The sequence below is a fragment of the Erythrobacter sp. genome (assembly GCF_023653175.1).
Taxonomy (GTDB): Bacteria; Pseudomonadota; Alphaproteobacteria; order Sphingomonadales; family Sphingomonadaceae; genus Erythrobacter.
Map to the genome: position 1 here is coordinate 32,350 of NZ_JAMNXL010000008.1, position 15,494 is coordinate 47,843.

The window sequence follows — 15,494 nt, forward strand, 5'->3', positions numbered from 1 at the left end:
TTTGGCAACCCGCGAGCCGGATCAGCCCTGGGCCCTAGTCTTTCCGGGCGACTGGCGGGTTCTCGCCGAGGTCTTCGTACCACGCCTCGACCGGGCCGGTCAGCTTGAGCGTGAGCGGCTGGCCCTTGCGGTCGACCGCCTTGCCCGCCTGCACCCGAACCCAGCCTTCGGAGATCGAATATTCCTCGATATCGGTGCGCACCCGGTCCTTGAACCGAATGCCGACCCCGCGCTGGAGCTTCTCGGCATCGAAGAACGGGCTGCGCGGATTGACCGACAGGTGATCGGGGGGCACGTCTGCGCCGGAAGTGGCGGCAGGGGTGGTTTCGGGGGTTTCTTCGGTCATGCGCGGGCCCTTATCCGCCAATCCGCAAGCCTTCAAGCGTGTTGCGCTTGCCCTTTTGGGCGAGGGGGGATAAGGGCCCACGCTGATACGCGCGGGGTACCTTAGCCGGTTTCCCCGCGCGGCTTCGTTCGGGCATGCGGGCGTGGCGAAATTGGTAGACGCACCAGATTTAGGTTCTGGCATCGCAAGATGTGGGGGTTCGAGTCCCTTCGCCCGCACCAATTCGCCAACCCGATGGCCCGGCCTTACGGAATTCTAGCATAGAAGGCTCCAGACCAGTTCCCATGCAGACCCAGCAGACCGTCAACGAAGGGCTCAAGCGCGCCTATCTGATCACCATCACCGCAGGCGAAATCGCCGCGAAGATCGATGCCGAGATCAAGAAGGTCGCTCCGCAGGTGCGCATGCCCGGCTTCCGTCCGGGCAAGGTGCCCGCCAACCTCGTCAAGAAGATGCACGGCGAGGCGCTGCATGGCCAGGTGGTGAGCGACACGATCCGCGAATCGGTCGACATGCTGATCCGCAACGAAGCACTGCGTCCGGCGATGCAGCCCGAAGTCGGCCTCAACGAGGACTATGCGGAAGGCAAGGACGCGGCGATCACCGTCGCGCTCGAAGTCCTGCCGACCATCGAGGCGCCGAGCATCGCAGGCCTCAAGCTTGAACGTCTCGTCGTGCCGGTGACGGATGAACAGATCGACGAGGCGCTCGGCAACATCGCCTCGCAGAACAAGAGCTACAAGGACGCCGCCAAGACGAAGAAGGCGGCGGACGGCGACCAGCTGATCATCGACTTCGTCGGCAAGCTCGACGGCGTCGAGTTCGATGGCGGCAAGGCGGAAGACGCAGCGCTGGTGCTCGGCTCGAACACCTTCATCCCGGGCTTCGAAGACCAGCTGGTCGGCGTGAAGACCGGCCAGGAAAAGACCATCACCGTCACCTTCCCGGCCGATTATCAGGCCGAGCACCTCGCGGGCAAGGAAGCCACCTTCGACATCACCGTGAAGGCGGTGAAGGTCGAGAGCGAGACCACGCTGGACGAGGATTTCGCCAAGAGCCTCGGGCTCGACAGCCTCGAGAAGCTGCGCGAGATCATGAAGGCGCAGCTCGAACAGCAGACCGCTGGCCTCACCCGCACCCAGATGAAGCGCGCGCTGCTCGATCAGCTCGCCGCGGGCCACAGCTTCGAAGTCCCCGGCACGATGGTCGAGGCGGAATTCCAGCAGATCTGGGCCCAGCTCCAGCAGGAAGCCGCGCGCGAGGAAGACCCTGCCGAGGCGCTCAAGCAGATCGAGGACGAGAAGGACGAGTATCGTTCGATCGCCGAACGCCGCGTGCGTCTGGGGCTGCTGCTTTCGGAGATCGGCCAGTCCAATGGCGTGGAAGTGACCAGCCAGGAAATGGGCATGCTGATCCAGCAGGCCGCGATGCAGTACCGCGCCGAAGACCGCGAGCGCTTCGTGCAGTACATCCAGTCCGAGCCGATGGCCGCCGCCCAGCTGCGCGCACCGCTCTATGAAGACAAGGTCGTCGACTTCCTGTTCGACAAGGCCGAAGTCACGGAGCGGGAAGTGACCGTCGAGGAGCTTCAGGCCGCGATCGAAGCCGAAGAGGGTGCGGAAGCGGCCCCGGCGCCGAAGAAGGCTCCCGCCAAGAAGAAGGCCCCGGCAAAGAAGGAAGCGGCTGCCGACGAGGCTCCGGCTACCGAGGAAGCGCCGGCTGCGGAAGACAAGCCCGCCAAGAAGGCGCCCGCCAAGAAGCCGGCTGCCAAGAAGGAAGCGGCTCCGGCTGAGGAAGCCGAAGCCAAGCCCGCCAAGAAGGCTCCGGCCAAGAAGGCGGCTGCCAAGAAGTAAGGCTTGCGCCTGCTTCTTGTGACAGGCTTGACCTGTTGATCGACCCCCGGCCGCTGCAACGGCTGGGGGTCATTCGTTTGGGGGCTCAGATGCTTCAGTGCCCCTCCCCAGAGGGGAAGGACGAATCCAAGCCCAGCTTACTCCCCTGCCGGTTTCCACCGCTCGAAGGTCGGCGCGGGCAGCTTGGCTGTTCGCGCCTTTTCGTAGGCTGCGCCTGCTTTCAGCACATCATGATCCTGCCACTGCCCGCCCATGATGCTGAGGCCGACCGGCAGCCCCTCGACCCCGCCCATCGGCACGGTGATATGCGGATAGCCCGCGATCGCCGCGAGATAGCCCGCGCCGATCCCGCCCGCGTAGTTGTCGCCGTTGACGAGGTCCGTGCTCCACGCCGGGCCGGTCGTGGGCGCGACGAGGAAGCTCACTTTGTTGTCGGCGAGCAGCTTGTCGATCCCCTCGGCGCGGGTCAGGCGGCGCAGGGTGGCGAGGTTTTTCGCATAGGCCTCCGCGTCGGTCGTCGCGAGCGCCTGTTCGAACAGGCCTTGGTCGAACCAGCGCATCTCCGCTGCCGCGTTCGCCTTGTTGAAGGCGACGACGTCGGCAAGGCTGCGCGGGCCGCCGGTGCCGGGGCGGGTGCTCAGATACTTGTCCATCTCGACCCGCAGCTCGAACAGCAGCACCGGGAGCGCGGCCTGCCACAGATCGCCGGGCGCTTCGTATTCGACATCGACCAGCACCGCACCTGCGCGGGTCAGGTCGGCGAGCGCGGCGTCGAACAGCGCCTTCACGTCAGCGCGGCTCCCCACCGCGCCGCGCAGCACGCCGACGCGTACCCCCTTCAAGGAAGCGGTGTCGAGCCCGGCGGTGTAGTCGGCAACGCGCCTTGCCTCCAGCGTCACCGGATCGGCTGCGTCCGGCCCGGCGATGGCGGTGAGCAGCAGGGCTGCGTCCGCAACGGTCTTGGTCATTGGTCCGGCGGTGTCCTGTGTACTCGAGATCGGCACCACGTGGGTGCGGCTGACGATCCCGACGCTCGGCTTGAAGCCGACCAGGCCGTTGATACTTGCGGGGCAGGTGATCGAGCCATTGGTCTCAGTCCCGATCGCGCCCCAGGAGAAGCCCGCGGCAATCGCTGCCCCGCTGCCGCTGGAAGAGCCGCAGGTGTTGCGGTCGATGGCATAGGGGTTGCGCGTCAGGCCCCCGACCGCGCTCCACCCGCTGGTCGAATTGTTCGAGCGGATATTGGCCCATTCGCTGAGGTTGGTCTTGCCCAGCACCACACCGCCGCCCGCGCGCAAAGCCGCGATCATCGGCGCGTCGCGGCCTGTGGCGTTGTCGGCAAGCGCGAGGCTGCCCGCCGTGGTTGGCCACTCGGCGGTCTCGACATTGTCCTTCACCAGCACGGTGCGCCCGCCAAGCGGCTTCTCGGTCTGGGTGACCGCCACCGCGGCCGCATCGGGATTAAAGGTGATGACCGCATTGAGCATCGGCCCGGCATCGTCGAGCGTCCTGATCCGCTCGATCTGCGCAGCGGTCTCGGCGATCGCGGCGGACGGGGCCTCTTTCAGCGCGATCGTGTCATCGGCCTGCGCCAGCGCGGGCACGGCAGTGGTGGCGAGCAGGAGGGCGAGCGCCGGGCGGGCGAGGTTCTTGCGGTTCATACCCCCGGTTTGCCACGTACGCGGCAAGGCTCAAGGGCAAAATGCTCCCGCCGCCCGCACGCCATCTTCCGGCAATTCACATCAACAAGGTAAACGCTCTTGAAATTGCCCCTGACACTCCGACATAGCCAGTTCGACAGCAGCAAGGGCAAAGGCACCACATGATCGATCTGTTCGGCAACATCGGCGAGACTTACGGCACCCAGGGTCAATTCACCCGCGATCCGGTGACGGGCGCGCTGGTGCCCGTGGTGGTCGAGCAGACCAGCCGCGGCGAACGCAGCTTCGACATCTTCAGCCGGCTGCTGCGCGAACGCATCGTCTTCGTCACCGGCCAGGTCGAGGACGGCATGGCCTCGCTGATCACTGCCCAGTTGCTGTTCCTCGAATCCGAGAACCCCTCCAAGCCGATCAGCATGTACATCAACTCGCCCGGCGGGGTGGTGACGGCCGGTCTCGCGATCTTCGACACCATGCAATACATCAAGCCGCGCGTGTCGACCGTGTGCATGGGGCAGGCCGCATCGATGGGCAGCTTCCTGCTCGCCGCGGGTGAGCCGGGCATGCGCATCGCGCTCCCCAATGCGCGGATCATGATCCACCAGCCTTCGGGCGGGGCGCGCGGGATGGCGTCGGACATCGAGATCCAGGCGCGCGAGATCCTGCGCATCCGCAGCCGGATGAACGATCTTTACGTCAAGTTCACCGGCCGCAGCCTCGAGGAAATCGAGAAGGCGATGGACCGCGACACCTTCCTTGAGGCCGAGGAAGCGCGCGCCTTCGGGCTTGTCGACAAGGTGTTCGAAACCCGGCCCGACAATGATGAAACCGGCCTTGAGGACGGTTCGGGCGGCGCGCCTGAATAAGGCTTTCGCCCCGATCTGGCCCCGCACGGGACAGCATGCTGCAAAGCGTGCCTTTTCCACGCTCTGGCGAGGGCAGGCATTATGGTAACATCACGAAATCGCGCACCATGTGTTGATTCATGGGGGCCACGCGATACACTTGACGAATCCGCCCGGGGTGTTCCGGCAAGGTCTTACGCGGATTCGAGGACACAGGAATGACCAAATTGAGCGGATCCGATAGCAAGAGCACCCTCTACTGCAGCTTCTGCGGGAAGTCGCAGCACGAGGTGCGCAAGCTCATCGCCGGCCCCACCGTGTTCATCTGCGATGAATGCGTCGAGCTGTGCAACGACATCATCCGCGAGGAAACCAAGGCAGGGATCGCCGGCAAGAAAGACGGCGAGATCCCCACGCCGATGGACATCTTCACCACCCTGAACGACTACGTGATCGGTCAGGATCGGGCCAAGCGCGTGCTCTCGGTGGCGGTGCACAACCACTACAAGCGGCTGAAGCACTCGGGCAAATCTGGCGATGTCGAACTCGCCAAGTCGAACATCCTGCTCGTCGGCCCCACCGGCTCGGGCAAGACGCTGCTCGCCCAGACGCTGGCGCGCACCTTCGATGTGCCCTTCACCATGGCCGATGCGACCACGCTGACCGAAGCGGGTTACGTGGGCGAGGACGTGGAGAACATCATCCTCAAGCTGCTGCAATCCTCCGACTACAATGTCGAGAAGGCCCAGCACGGGATCGTCTATATCGACGAGATCGACAAGATCACCCGGAAGGCCGAAAACCCGTCGATCACCCGCGACGTTTCGGGTGAGGGCGTGCAGCAGGCGCTGCTCAAGCTGATGGAAGGCACCACCGCCTCCGTCCCGCCGCAGGGCGGGCGCAAGCATCCGCAGCAGGAATTCCTGCAGGTCGACACCACCAACATCCTGTTCATCTGCGGCGGCGCCTTCGCGGGCCTCGACAAGATCATCGCCGACCGCCTGCAGAAGCGCTCGATCGGCTTCGGCGCGCATGTCGCCGATCCCGACAAGCGCCGCGTGGGCGAGCTGCTCGAAAAGTCCGAGCCCGAGGATCTGCTCAAGTTCGGTCTGATCCCCGAATTCGTCGGCCGTCTGCCGGTGATCGCCACGCTGCACGACCTTGATGTGCCCGCGCTGGTCACCATCCTGCAGGAGCCCAAGAACGCGCTCGTCAAGCAGTACAAGAAGCTGTTCGAGCTCGAGGATGTCGAACTCACCTTCACCGACGACGCCCTCCAGGCGATCGCCGAGCGCGCGATCAAGCGCAAGACCGGTGCCCGCGGGCTTCGCTCGATCGTCGAAGGCCTGCTGCTCGACACGATGTTCGACCTGCCCGACATGGAAGGCGTGACCGAAATCGTGCTCGACGCCGATGTGGTCGCCGGCAAGAAAGACCCGATCCGCGTGCATGGCGGCGAGGCGGCGAAGAAGGAAGAGGCGGCCTAGGTTGCCGCCCTCCTGATTTTCTGACATCCTCCCATGAATTCAGGGAGGTGTCGTGAAAAACAGGGTTTTCTTTGGGAGCTTGATTGCTCTGCTGATCGCGGGCGCGGGCGGTTGGTATTTCTTCTCGCCCGGCTATGCCATGACGCAGCTTGCTGATGCAGCCCGTGAAGGCGATGAAGGCCAACTGCGCCAGCGGGTCGATTTCCCGCGGGTACGAGAAGCTCTCAAGGCTGATTTGCGCGCGAAGCTGGCATCGACCTTTGCTTCCGAGGAGACCGAAGGCTTCGGAAAGCTAGGCGCTGCGTTGGGAATGGCTATGATCGACCCCATGGTCGAAGGTTTTGTCACCCCGGAAAGCATCGGATCAATGGTGCGAAACGGAAAGCTGACTCGTCCGGGCGAGAAGCCAGATGCTCAAGCAAAGGCGTCTCCCGAAGAGGCTGACTGGGCCATTGAACGCGAGGGCATCTCGAGGTTCAAGGCAATGCCGGTCGCCAAGAACGTCGAGAACCCCCCAGCGCTTGTCTTTGAACGCGATGGCATCGGGTGGAGGCTGGTCGAGATCGACCTTCCCGACGACAAGTAACTCTAAATATTCGATCCCCCATGCCCTGAAACCCCGCCCGGCCCAAGAGGAAGGCCGGACGGGGTCGCAAGCAGCGTTGCCCCCCTCGGGTGGGGGATGGGGAAGGCGAAGGGCAGCGCCAGCTTGTCAGGGCAATTAGGCGGGCAGGAACACGCCGTCGGTCACGTGGATCACGCCGTTCGACGTCACGACGTCGGCCTGCGTCACGGCGGTGGCGCGGCCCTTTTCATCGGTGATGATAATCTTGTCGCCCGCAAGGCGCGCGGTCAGCTCGCCGCCGGCGAGGGTTTCGATCACCGCCTCGCCGTGGCCCTGCTTGATCAGCGCGACCAGGTCCCGGCTCGTCACCTTGCCGGCGACCGCGTGGTAGGTGAGGATCCCGGTCAGTGTGCCCTTGTTGGCGGGCTTCACCAGCGTGGCCACGGTGCCGTCAGGCAGCTTGGCGAAGGCGGTGTCGGTGGGGGCGAAGACGGTAAAGGGGCCGGGGCCCTGCAGGGTGTCGACGAGGCCAGCGGCCTTGACGGCGGCGACCAGCGTGTTGTGGACCCCGGTGCTCATTGCGACCTGGACGATGTTCGGCGCGGCGGGCGCAGTGGCGTGATGGGGATGGGCAAGAACAGGCAGGGATGCAAACCCGGTGGTGGCACCAATGGTGGCTGCGGCGAGGGCGAGAAGGGCATATTTCGACTTCATCAGATCATCTCCTTATTCAGTTGAACGCAAGAGCAAGCCCTCCCGCTTGCAATTTTAAATACGCGGGCTGTTCGAAGGTAGATGAAGTCTGACAAAATATTTTACCGCGTTCGTCGATTTCAGTAATTCGATGGCAAATGCCAAAGAAAAACCCCGCCCGGCCCTGGAGGAAGGCCGGACGGGGTCGGAGAAGCGCTGGCCCCCGCGGGAATGGGGGGTGGGAGCGAGGGCCAGCGCCAAAGCGTTCCAGCGGATCAGCCCGGCAGCGAGACGCTGTCGGTCACGTGGATCACGCCGTTGGACTGGAAAACGTCGGCCTGGGTGACGGTGGCGGCGCCGCCCGCAGCGTCGGTCAGCACGACCTTGCCGCCGACCACGCGCGCGGTCAGGATGCCGCCGTTCAGGGTCTTGAGTTCAGCCTTGCCGCCGCCCTTGGTGATCATCCCGATCAGTTCGCCCGCGGCCACCTTGCCCGGGACCACGTGATAGGTGAGGATGCTGGCGAGGGTCGCCTTGTTCTCGGGCTTCACCAGCGTCTCGACCGTGCCGGCGGGAAGCTTGGCGAAGGCGGCGTTGGTCGGCGCGAAAACAGTGAACGGGCCGGGGCCCGACAGCGCTTCGACCAGACCGGCCGCCTTGACTGCGGCGACCAGGGTGGTGTGATCGGCCGAAGCGACCGCGTTCTCGACGATGGTCTTGGTCGGATACATCGGCGCGCCGCCGACGGTGGGCACGTCCGCCTTCTTCTCCATGTGGTGATCGGCCAGCGCCGGGGCGGCAGTGAGGCCGGTGGTCGCAGCCAGTGCAGCGGCGAGCGCGATCAGATTGGTCTTGGGGGTCACGTGGGGTTCTCCGTCGAATTGTGTCACGTTGGCAAGCAGGGGGCGCTTGCACGAACAGTTACGGCGGGGAGAGCGTGTCGGACGGAGGGCGGGTCGGGATAGGGGCTGAAGCGCCACTTTCCCGCGCCGAAGTGAAGGGCGCTCAGACCCGGCTGAAGGCGCCCTTGGCGACCACGGGCCCGGCATCCTTGTCGGCGGGCTTGCCGCCGATCGGCTCGCGGGTGAGGACGAGGCTGGCCCCTGCACCCAGCTTGGCGACCGCGGCGGCGGGCAGCGTCATGCTGCGCACCGCGCCGGGCTCGACCACGCCCAGCGATTGCAGCGGCGTGCCGTCGGCGGGCACCAGCCACAGCTCGTGATCGTGGACGCCATCGGGGGTGAGCCCGATCGCTGCGACCACCATGCGCTCGCTTTCAGGGATATAGGTGACGTCGAGCCTGAGCCCCGTCTCGCCGATCGGGACGGTGGCGACCATGGGAGCTGCGGCGGCGATCTGGGCAGGGGGCGCATCGGGCGCGCGCGCAGGCGTCAGCGCGACCCATGCCAGCAGCGCCGCAGCCGCAATCGAGGACAGGCCCGCCACCCGCTGCCACAGTCGCACCCGCGCCTCGAGCGCTACGACATTCGCGCCAGCCGCGCCTTCTGCTGCGGGAGCGCCCGCCGCGGCCTGCGCGGCTGTCACGCGCGCGGTGATGCCGGTCCAGACATGCTCGCCCGGCTCGGCACCCGGCATGGCGTCGGAGAGCGGGGCGAACCAGCCGTCCCACCATTCCTTGCGCCAGGCGAAGTTCGGATCGGTCGCATACTTCCCGCGCGCGGCGAGCAGCTCCTCGCCCTCGAGCAGGCCAAGCGCCCATTCGGCGGCGATCATCGGATCGTCGCGGGTCACGCCCTCTTCGGGGGTCTGTTCGGTGCCGCTCATGCCGCCTCGCTCGCTTCAAGGCAGGCGCGCAGGCGCTGGAGGCCGCGGCGGATCCAGCTCTTCATCGTGCCGAGGGGAACGTCGGCGGCTTCGGCGAGCTGCGCATAGGTCTTGCCTTCGAAGAAAGCCGCGCGGATGTGACCCTGCGTGCGCGCGTCGAGTACACCGAGGCACTTGTGGATCTGCGCGGCCTGCTCGGCATCGACCAGCAGCGCATCGGCCAGCGGGGTCTCGTCGGCGAGCGGTGCGGCCTCCTCGACCGGCACCGCGCCGCCGCGCACCTTGCCGGTGCGCAGCCGGTCGATCGCACGGTTGCGCGCAAACGCCGCCAACCACGCGATCGGGCTCGCGCGGGTCGGGTCATAGCGGTCGGCCCGCTGCCAGAGATTGACATAGACGTCTTGCAAGGCGTCCTCGGCTTCCTTTCGATCTCCCAAGATACGCAGGCAAATGCCGAAGAGCTTCACGCGGGTCGCGCGATAGATTTCCTCGAGCGCCGCCTGATCGCCAGCCGCCAGCCGCGCCATCGCATCGCGCAGCGCCTCGCGCGCTTCGTCGGAGGAGGGGCGGGGGCGGGCGGCCATCAGCAATCCGCTCCGCAAGGGTGGGCGCAAGGCTCCTCGCCGCTCTCGATCTGGAGAGTCGCGTGGTGGACGCCGAAATGCGCCTCGAGGCTCGCGGCGATCTCGCGCAGGAAGCTGTCGCTGGCCGGGCGGCCGGGCATGACAAGGTGCGCGGTCAGCGCGACCTCGGTGGTCGACATCGGCCAGACATGGAGGTCGTGGACCGCGGCGACGCCCTCGAAGCTGGCGAGGTGCCGCTTCACTTCGTCAAGAGCGATGCCCGCAGGTGCCGCCAGCAGCCCCATCGCGACGGAATCGCGCGCAAGGCCCCAGGTTCCCCATGCGATCACCGCAAGGATGACCAGGCTCACTGCCGGATCGACCCACGCCCAGCCGGTGAACAGGATCGCCAGCCCCGCCAGCACGACGCCAAGCGACACCAGCGCATCGGCGGCCATGTGGAGATAGGCGCCGCGGATGTTGAGGTCGCCCTGCCCCTTCATGAACAGCATCGCGGTGGCACCATTGATCGCGATCCCCACCCCCGCGACGGCCGCCATCGCGAGGCCCTGCGGCTCGACCGGGTTCGCCATGCGGTGCAACGTCTCGAACAAAATCGCCCCGATCGCCACCGCCAGCAGCAGCGCATTGGCGAGGGCTGCGAGGATGGTCGAGCTCTTGTAGCCATAGGTGAAGCGGCCCGAGGCAGGCTGGCGCGCGGCAATGCTGGCGATCCAGGCGAGCGCGAGGGCGAGCACGTCGGACAGGTTGTGCCCCGCATCGGCAATCAGCGCCATCGAGCCGTAGATCAGCCCCGCCGCCGCCTCGAGCAGGACGAAGCCGGTGTTGAGGGCGATGCCGATCGCGAAGGCGCGGCCGAAGTCGGCGGGCGCGTGGCTGTGCCCGTGCCCCCCATGGCCATGCCCGTGCCTGTGGTGTCCATGGCCATGATCGTGGTGGTTATGGGCGTGCGCGTGAGCCATCGTCAGGCGCTTGTAGCTGCAAGCTTGGCCCGCGTCACGCGCGACGATGATCGCGTTCTGGTTGCATGAGGATCCACCACCAGACAACCGTCAATTGTAGACGCAGGCATCCAGCCCGTCGCGCCGCACCGTGGCGATCCGCCGCTCGATGCGGTTGCCGTGGCGTGCCAGCCAGCCGCCGGGGCTCTTGACCGAGCGCTTCTTGGGGCTGGGGAGAGCGGCGGCCATGCGGCTCGCCTCGTCGCGGCTGAGGCGCGCAGCGGAGTGCCCGAAATAGCGCTGCGATCCGGCCTCGGCGCCAAAGGTGCCGATCCCGGTCTCGGCGACGTTTAGGTAGACCTCCATGATCCGCCGCTTGCCCCAGACCAGCTCGATCCAGAAGGTGAACCACGCCTCCACGCCCTTGCGGAAATAACCGCCGCCCTGCCACAGGAAGACGTTCTTGGCGGTCTGCTGGCTGATCGAGGAGCCGCCGCGGATCTTGTTGCCTTCGAGGTTCTCGCGCATCGCCTGCTCGATCGCCTCGGTGTCGAAGCCCGAATGCTGGCAGAACCGCTGATCCTCCGACGCGATCACCGCGCTGACCAGATTGCGGTCGATATTGTCGAGCGATTCCCAGTCCTTGGTGATCCCGTTTCCGTCCATCAGCATGGTCGCGGTGACGGGCACGGGGAGCCACTTGAAGGCCACCACCAGCACCAGCGTCAGCCCGATGAAGGCAGCGATCGCTTTGGCGGTGTAGCGCAGGATCAGGGAAAGCATGGGCTCGCTCTAGCGCAGCGTGGGGGACGTGGGAAGCATCCGCGCTTGCCTGTGCGCGCTACGGGGGGCAAGCTTGCGGTCAAACATCAGGGGAGACTTCACACATGCGCCTGTTCCACCTCGCCGCGAGCGCCCTCGCGCTCGCCGCCGCCGCCGCCCAGCCTGTGCTTGCCGAGGATGAGGCGACGAAGCAGGCGATCGAGGCGGAATACGACAATTACCTCGCGCCGCTTTTCCTCGACTTCCACCAGAACCCCGAACTCGGCTTCCTCGAAAACCGCACCGCGGCCAAGATGGCGGCCGAGCTCAAGGCGGCCGGGCTCGAGGTGACGACCGGCGTGGGCGGCACCGGGGTGGTCGCGATCCTCAAGAACGGCAAGGGGCCGCTGATCCTGATCCGCGCCGACATGGACGGGCTGCCGGTCGAGGAGAAATCGGGCCTCGCCTATGCTTCGCGCGCCAAGCAGATCGGCGAGGACGGCAAGGAATATCCCACCATGCATGCCTGCGGGCACGACACGCACATCACCGCGATGATCGCCACCGCGCGCCGGCTGGCGGCCACGAAGGGCCAGTGGAGCGGCACGCTGATGTTCGTCGTCCAGCCCGCCGAGGAAGGGGTGCGGGGCCAAGGCGATGATGGAGGACGGGCTCTACCAGCGCTTCGGCAAGCCCGACTATGCGCTTGCTTTCCATGTCGCCGCGGAGCTGGAAACCGGCAAGGTTTCGGCCGCCGAGGGCATCCAGTATTCGAGCTCGGACACGCTCGATGTGCGGGTGCCCGGGATCGGTACCCACGGCGCCTCGCCGCATCTCGGCAAGGACCCGGTCTACATCGCCTCGCAGATCGTGACTGCGCTGCAATCGATTGATTCGCGAGAGATTTCTCCGCTGAAGCCGGTGGTGGTGACGGTCGGCGCCTTCCATGCGGGGTCGGCCTACAACATCATCTCGGACGAGGCGAACCTCAAGCTGACGGTGCGCGCCAATGACGAGGAAACCCGCGCGAAAGTGATCGCGCTGGTCGAGCGGATCGCGGTCAATATAGGCAAGGCGCATGGGCTGCCGGATAGCATGCCGGTGACGGTCAAGCACTTCTCCGGCACGCCCACCACCATCAACGACCCCGCGCTCGCCCGCCGTCTCAACGCGGTGATGAAGCGCGCGCTGGGCGAGGGCGCGGTGGTGCCCTACGAGCAGCAGAACATGGGCGCGGAGGATTTCACCTATTTCGTCGCCCCGGGGCTCAACGTTCCGGGCTACTACTTCGCGGTCGGCGGAACGACGCCCGAACGGATCGCGGCGGCCAAGGCAGGCGGGCCGGCGATTGCCGGGCACCACTCCCCGCTGTTCCAGATCGCCCCGCGCGAAAGCATCACGGTCGGCGCGCGGGCGATGGTCGCGGCGGTGCTGGATCTGGCGGGGAAGAAGAAATAATGTTCCCGAAATGTTTCACGTGAAACATTGCGGGGCCAGAGGGTCTTGAAAGTGGGCGCTGCGGAGAGGCTCGCAGCGCCCGCCCGTGTTGGGAAATGCAGGAAGGGCCCATCGCGGACCATGCGCGACCGGGCGCTACGCCTGCCTGCCCGCGTGTAGGGCGCGCCCGAATAATCGCCGCCGCTTCAGCATCCTGCCGGTCGCCATCCAACCGGCTCCGCGTGCTTTCATCGCCGTCAACTGGCCCTGTGAGGGACAGACGGCGCGGCGAGGGCTGCACCCCCGATCCAACCGCCGTTCCCCGCTTTACTGCCCGGTGACAAAGCGGAGATGAATGAAGCTGCCCCGCCGACTGCCGGGCCACCATATTCGACCACCCGCATACGGCCTTGCGATGAAGCGACCCCAACAATGCGGGCGGGCAAAGCAAGACGCCCCCGGTCACTTGGGTGTGACCGGGGGCGCCGATGGGGTGATGTATCTGGCGGAGTCTACTGCGGCGTGTCGATGCCCGCGTCAGACGAGGCGCTCAGGCGATGCGCTTAAGCAATCCCCGGCAACAACCGCTCACCCGCGATCCGCTGCATCGCCTTCTGGAGCTTCTCGAAGGCGCGCACTTCGATCTGACGGATGCGTTCGCGGCTGACGTCGTATTCCTGGCTGAGCTCTTCCAGCGTCTGGGGCTTCTCGGTCAGGCGGCGTTCGGTGAGGATGTGGCGCTCACGCTCGTTGAGGCTTTCCATCGCCTCGCTGAGCATCGCCATGCGCATCTGCGATTCCTCGGCATCGGCAACGGTTTCGTCCTGCAGCGGGCGGTCATCCGCCAGCCAGTCCTGCCATTCGCCCGAGCCTTCCTCGGCCCCGCGCAAGCTGACGTTGAGCGAGGCATCGCCGCCCATCATCATGCGCCGGTTCATGTTGATCACTTCCTGCTCGGGCACGCCGAGATCGGTGGCGATCTTGGTCACGTCCTCGGGGCGCAGGTCGCTGTCCTCATAGGCCTCGAGCTGCTTCTTCATCCGGCGAAGGTTGAAGAACAGCTTCTTCTGGGCCGCGGTGGTGCCCATCTTCACGAGGCTCCACGAGCGCAGGATGAATTCCTGAATGCTCGCCTTGATCCACCACATCGCGTAGGTCGCGAGGCGGAAGCCGCGATCGGGTTCGAACTTCTTGACGCCCTGCATCAGACCGACGTTCCCTTCGGAAATCAGGTCGGAGACGGGCAGGCCATAGCCGCGGTAACCCATCGCGATCTTGGCGACGAGCCGCAGGTGGCTGGAAACGAGCTGGGCGGCGGCTTCGGGATCCTGGTGTTCCTGATAGCGCTTGGCGAGCATGTATTCCTGCTCGGCAGTGAGCACCGGGAACTTGCGGATCTCGGCGAGATAGCGGTTGAGGCTCTGCTCACCGCTAAGGGCCGGGACAGAAGGCGATTTTGACTTTACCACTGGTTACCTAACCTTTCTAGCGTCGACCGCTTGCGCAGGACCCCTGATGGGCATCCCGCGAACTGGGCCACGGGTTTGGGTTATACGCGATAATCCCTCGGATGTATGCGCGTTTCATCGATCACTACCGCTGAGTTGGTCGATCAGTTCCGCCATGTCTTGCGGCAAATTGCTTCGGAACTGGACCATTTCGCCGGTGAGCGGGTGCTGGAAGCCCAGCTCGGCGGCGTGGAGAGCCTGCCGCGCGAAACCGAGTCGCTCGAGAAGCGGGCGAAGCTGGCGGGGTGTTCGGCCATAGGCAGGGTCTCCCAATAGCGGATGGCCGATTGACGCACAGTGAACGCGGACCTGGTGGGTGCGCCCGGTCTCCAGCCGGCATTCGATCTGTGCGGCCTCATCGAGCCGCTGGATCACCTTGTAATGGGTGATCGCCGATTTCCCGCGCGAGGAATTGTTGGGGAGCACCGTCATTTTCTTTCGGTCCGCGTCGGAACGGCCGACCCGCGCGTCGATGGTGCCTTCGGCGGCCGAGGGGTGCCCGGCGCAGACCGCGATATAGCGGCGGTGGACGGTGTGCGCGGCGAATTGCGCGGCCAGCCCTTCATGCGCGGCGTCGGACTTGGCGACCACGAGGAGCCCGGAGGTGTCCTTGTCGATGCGGTGGACGATCCCCGGCCGCGCGACCCCGTTGATGCCGCTGAGATTGCCCCGGCAATGGTGGAGCAGCGCATTGACCAGCGTGCCGGTGATGTTGCCCACCGCCGGGTGGACGACCATGCCCGCGGGCTTGTCGACCACGATCAGATGCTGGTCCTCGAAGGCGATGACGAGCGGGATATCTTCGGGCTGCGCCGCAGCGGGCATGGCGGCGGCTAGGATGATGCGGAACGCGGCGCCTGCTGCGACCTTGGCCGAAGCCGAGGTGACGGTCTTGCCGGCGACATCGACGCGGCCTTCCTCGATCAACCCCTGCACCCGCGCGCGGGAGAGGCCGGTCGCCTCAGCCAGCGCCTTGTCGAGGCGTCCTGCGCTCTCGATGCTGCCGGTGATGATTTCGTGCTCGGAC

The 15,494-nt window shown here is 65.9% G+C and carries 14 protein-coding genes, 1 tRNA gene and 1 pseudogene; 6 read left to right on the forward strand and 10 right to left on the reverse strand.

Going from position 1 to position 15,494, the window contains the following annotated elements; all coding sequences use genetic code 11:
• Nucleotides 1–34: 34 nt before the first annotated feature.
• A complete protein-coding gene (locus NBV68_RS02030) occupies nt 35–346 on the reverse strand; it encodes a DUF3297 family protein (protein ID WP_296306792.1) in 312 nt (103 codons plus the stop codon).
• Between the two features lie 136 nt (nt 347–482).
• Between NBV68_RS02030 and NBV68_RS02035 the strand changes: the two genes are divergently transcribed.
• A tRNA-Leu gene (locus NBV68_RS02035) sits at nt 483–567 on the forward strand.
• Between the two features lie 63 nt (nt 568–630).
• The gene (tig, locus tag NBV68_RS02040) at nt 631–2,199 is read left to right on the forward strand and encodes a trigger factor (protein WP_296306793.1); all 1,569 of its coding nucleotides are present in this window, start codon (nt 631–633) and stop codon (nt 2,197–2,199) included.
• Between the two features lie 137 nt (nt 2,200–2,336).
• Here the strand turns inward: tig and NBV68_RS02045 are convergent, their stop codons facing one another.
• Nucleotides 2,337–3,860, reverse strand: a complete 1,524-nt coding sequence (locus NBV68_RS02045; protein WP_296306794.1) for an amidase — start codon at nt 3,858–3,860, stop codon at nt 2,337–2,339.
• Between the two features lie 161 nt (nt 3,861–4,021).
• On the opposite strand from NBV68_RS02045, the gene NBV68_RS02050 reads away from it, so the two are divergent.
• The 3 genes from NBV68_RS02050 to NBV68_RS02060 all read left to right on the forward strand — a co-directional run bounded on the left by NBV68_RS02050 (nt 4,022) and on the right by NBV68_RS02060 (nt 6,778).
• A complete protein-coding gene (locus NBV68_RS02050) occupies nt 4,022–4,726 on the forward strand; it encodes an ATP-dependent Clp protease proteolytic subunit (RefSeq protein WP_296306796.1) in 705 nt (234 codons plus the stop codon).
• A 197-nt stretch (nt 4,727–4,923) separates the two neighbouring features.
• Nucleotides 4,924–6,192 carry an ATP-dependent Clp protease ATP-binding subunit ClpX gene (clpX, locus tag NBV68_RS02055; RefSeq protein ID WP_296306798.1) on the forward strand — a complete coding sequence of 423 codons (1,269 nt, stop codon included), beginning with the start codon at nt 4,924–4,926 and terminating at the stop codon, nt 6,190–6,192.
• A gap of 52 nt (nt 6,193–6,244) precedes the next feature.
• Nucleotides 6,245–6,778, forward strand: coding sequence for a DUF2939 domain-containing protein (locus NBV68_RS02060; RefSeq protein ID WP_296306800.1), 534 nt, complete (start codon nt 6,245–6,247; stop codon nt 6,776–6,778).
• Between the two features lie 135 nt (nt 6,779–6,913).
• On the opposite strand, the gene NBV68_RS02065 is transcribed toward NBV68_RS02060, so the two are convergent.
• The 6 genes from NBV68_RS02065 to mtgA form a co-directional block, all read right to left on the reverse strand.
• Complete coding sequence (locus NBV68_RS02065; RefSeq protein ID WP_296306801.1) at nt 6,914–7,471, reverse strand: fasciclin domain-containing protein; 558 nt, start codon at nt 7,469–7,471, stop codon at nt 6,914–6,916.
• A 254-nt stretch (nt 7,472–7,725) separates the two neighbouring features.
• Nucleotides 7,726–8,223: a fasciclin domain-containing protein gene (locus tag NBV68_RS02070; protein ID WP_296306811.1), complete on the reverse strand. Its 498-nt coding sequence runs from the start codon at nt 8,221–8,223 to the stop codon at nt 7,726–7,728.
• A 232-nt stretch (nt 8,224–8,455) separates the two neighbouring features.
• Entirely contained in the window at nt 8,456–9,235 is a 780-nt protein-coding gene (locus NBV68_RS02075) for an anti-sigma factor (protein ID WP_296306803.1), read from the reverse strand.
• Nucleotides 9,232–9,819, reverse strand: coding sequence for a sigma-70 family RNA polymerase sigma factor (locus tag NBV68_RS02080; RefSeq protein WP_296306804.1), 588 nt, complete (start codon nt 9,817–9,819; stop codon nt 9,232–9,234). The genes NBV68_RS02075 and NBV68_RS02080 overlap by 4 nt, the downstream gene beginning before the upstream one ends.
• A complete protein-coding gene (locus NBV68_RS02085) occupies nt 9,819–10,781 on the reverse strand; it encodes a cation diffusion facilitator family transporter (RefSeq protein ID WP_296306805.1) in 963 nt (320 codons plus the stop codon). The genes NBV68_RS02080 and NBV68_RS02085 overlap by 1 nt, the downstream gene beginning before the upstream one ends.
• A gap of 90 nt (nt 10,782–10,871) precedes the next feature.
• Complete coding sequence (gene mtgA, locus NBV68_RS02090) at nt 10,872–11,543, reverse strand: monofunctional biosynthetic peptidoglycan transglycosylase (RefSeq protein ID WP_296306806.1); 672 nt, start codon at nt 11,541–11,543, stop codon at nt 10,872–10,874.
• A 407-nt stretch (nt 11,544–11,950) separates the two neighbouring features.
• Between mtgA and NBV68_RS02095 the strand changes: the two are divergent.
• Nucleotides 11,951–12,980 (forward strand): annotated as a pseudogene (locus NBV68_RS02095) (amidohydrolase).
• A gap of 542 nt (nt 12,981–13,522) precedes the next feature.
• Here the strand turns inward: NBV68_RS02095 and rpoH are convergent.
• Both rpoH and NBV68_RS02105 read right to left on the reverse strand, forming a co-directional pair.
• Nucleotides 13,523–14,428: an RNA polymerase sigma factor RpoH gene (rpoH, locus tag NBV68_RS02100; protein ID WP_296306807.1), complete on the reverse strand. Its 906-nt coding sequence runs from the start codon at nt 14,426–14,428 to the stop codon at nt 13,523–13,525.
• A 114-nt stretch (nt 14,429–14,542) separates the two neighbouring features.
• Nucleotides 14,543–15,481 (reverse strand): RluA family pseudouridine synthase, encoded by a 939-nt coding sequence (locus tag NBV68_RS02105; protein WP_296306812.1) that lies wholly within the window; start codon nt 15,479–15,481, stop codon nt 14,543–14,545.
• Between the last annotated feature and the right edge of the window lie 13 nt (nt 15,482–15,494).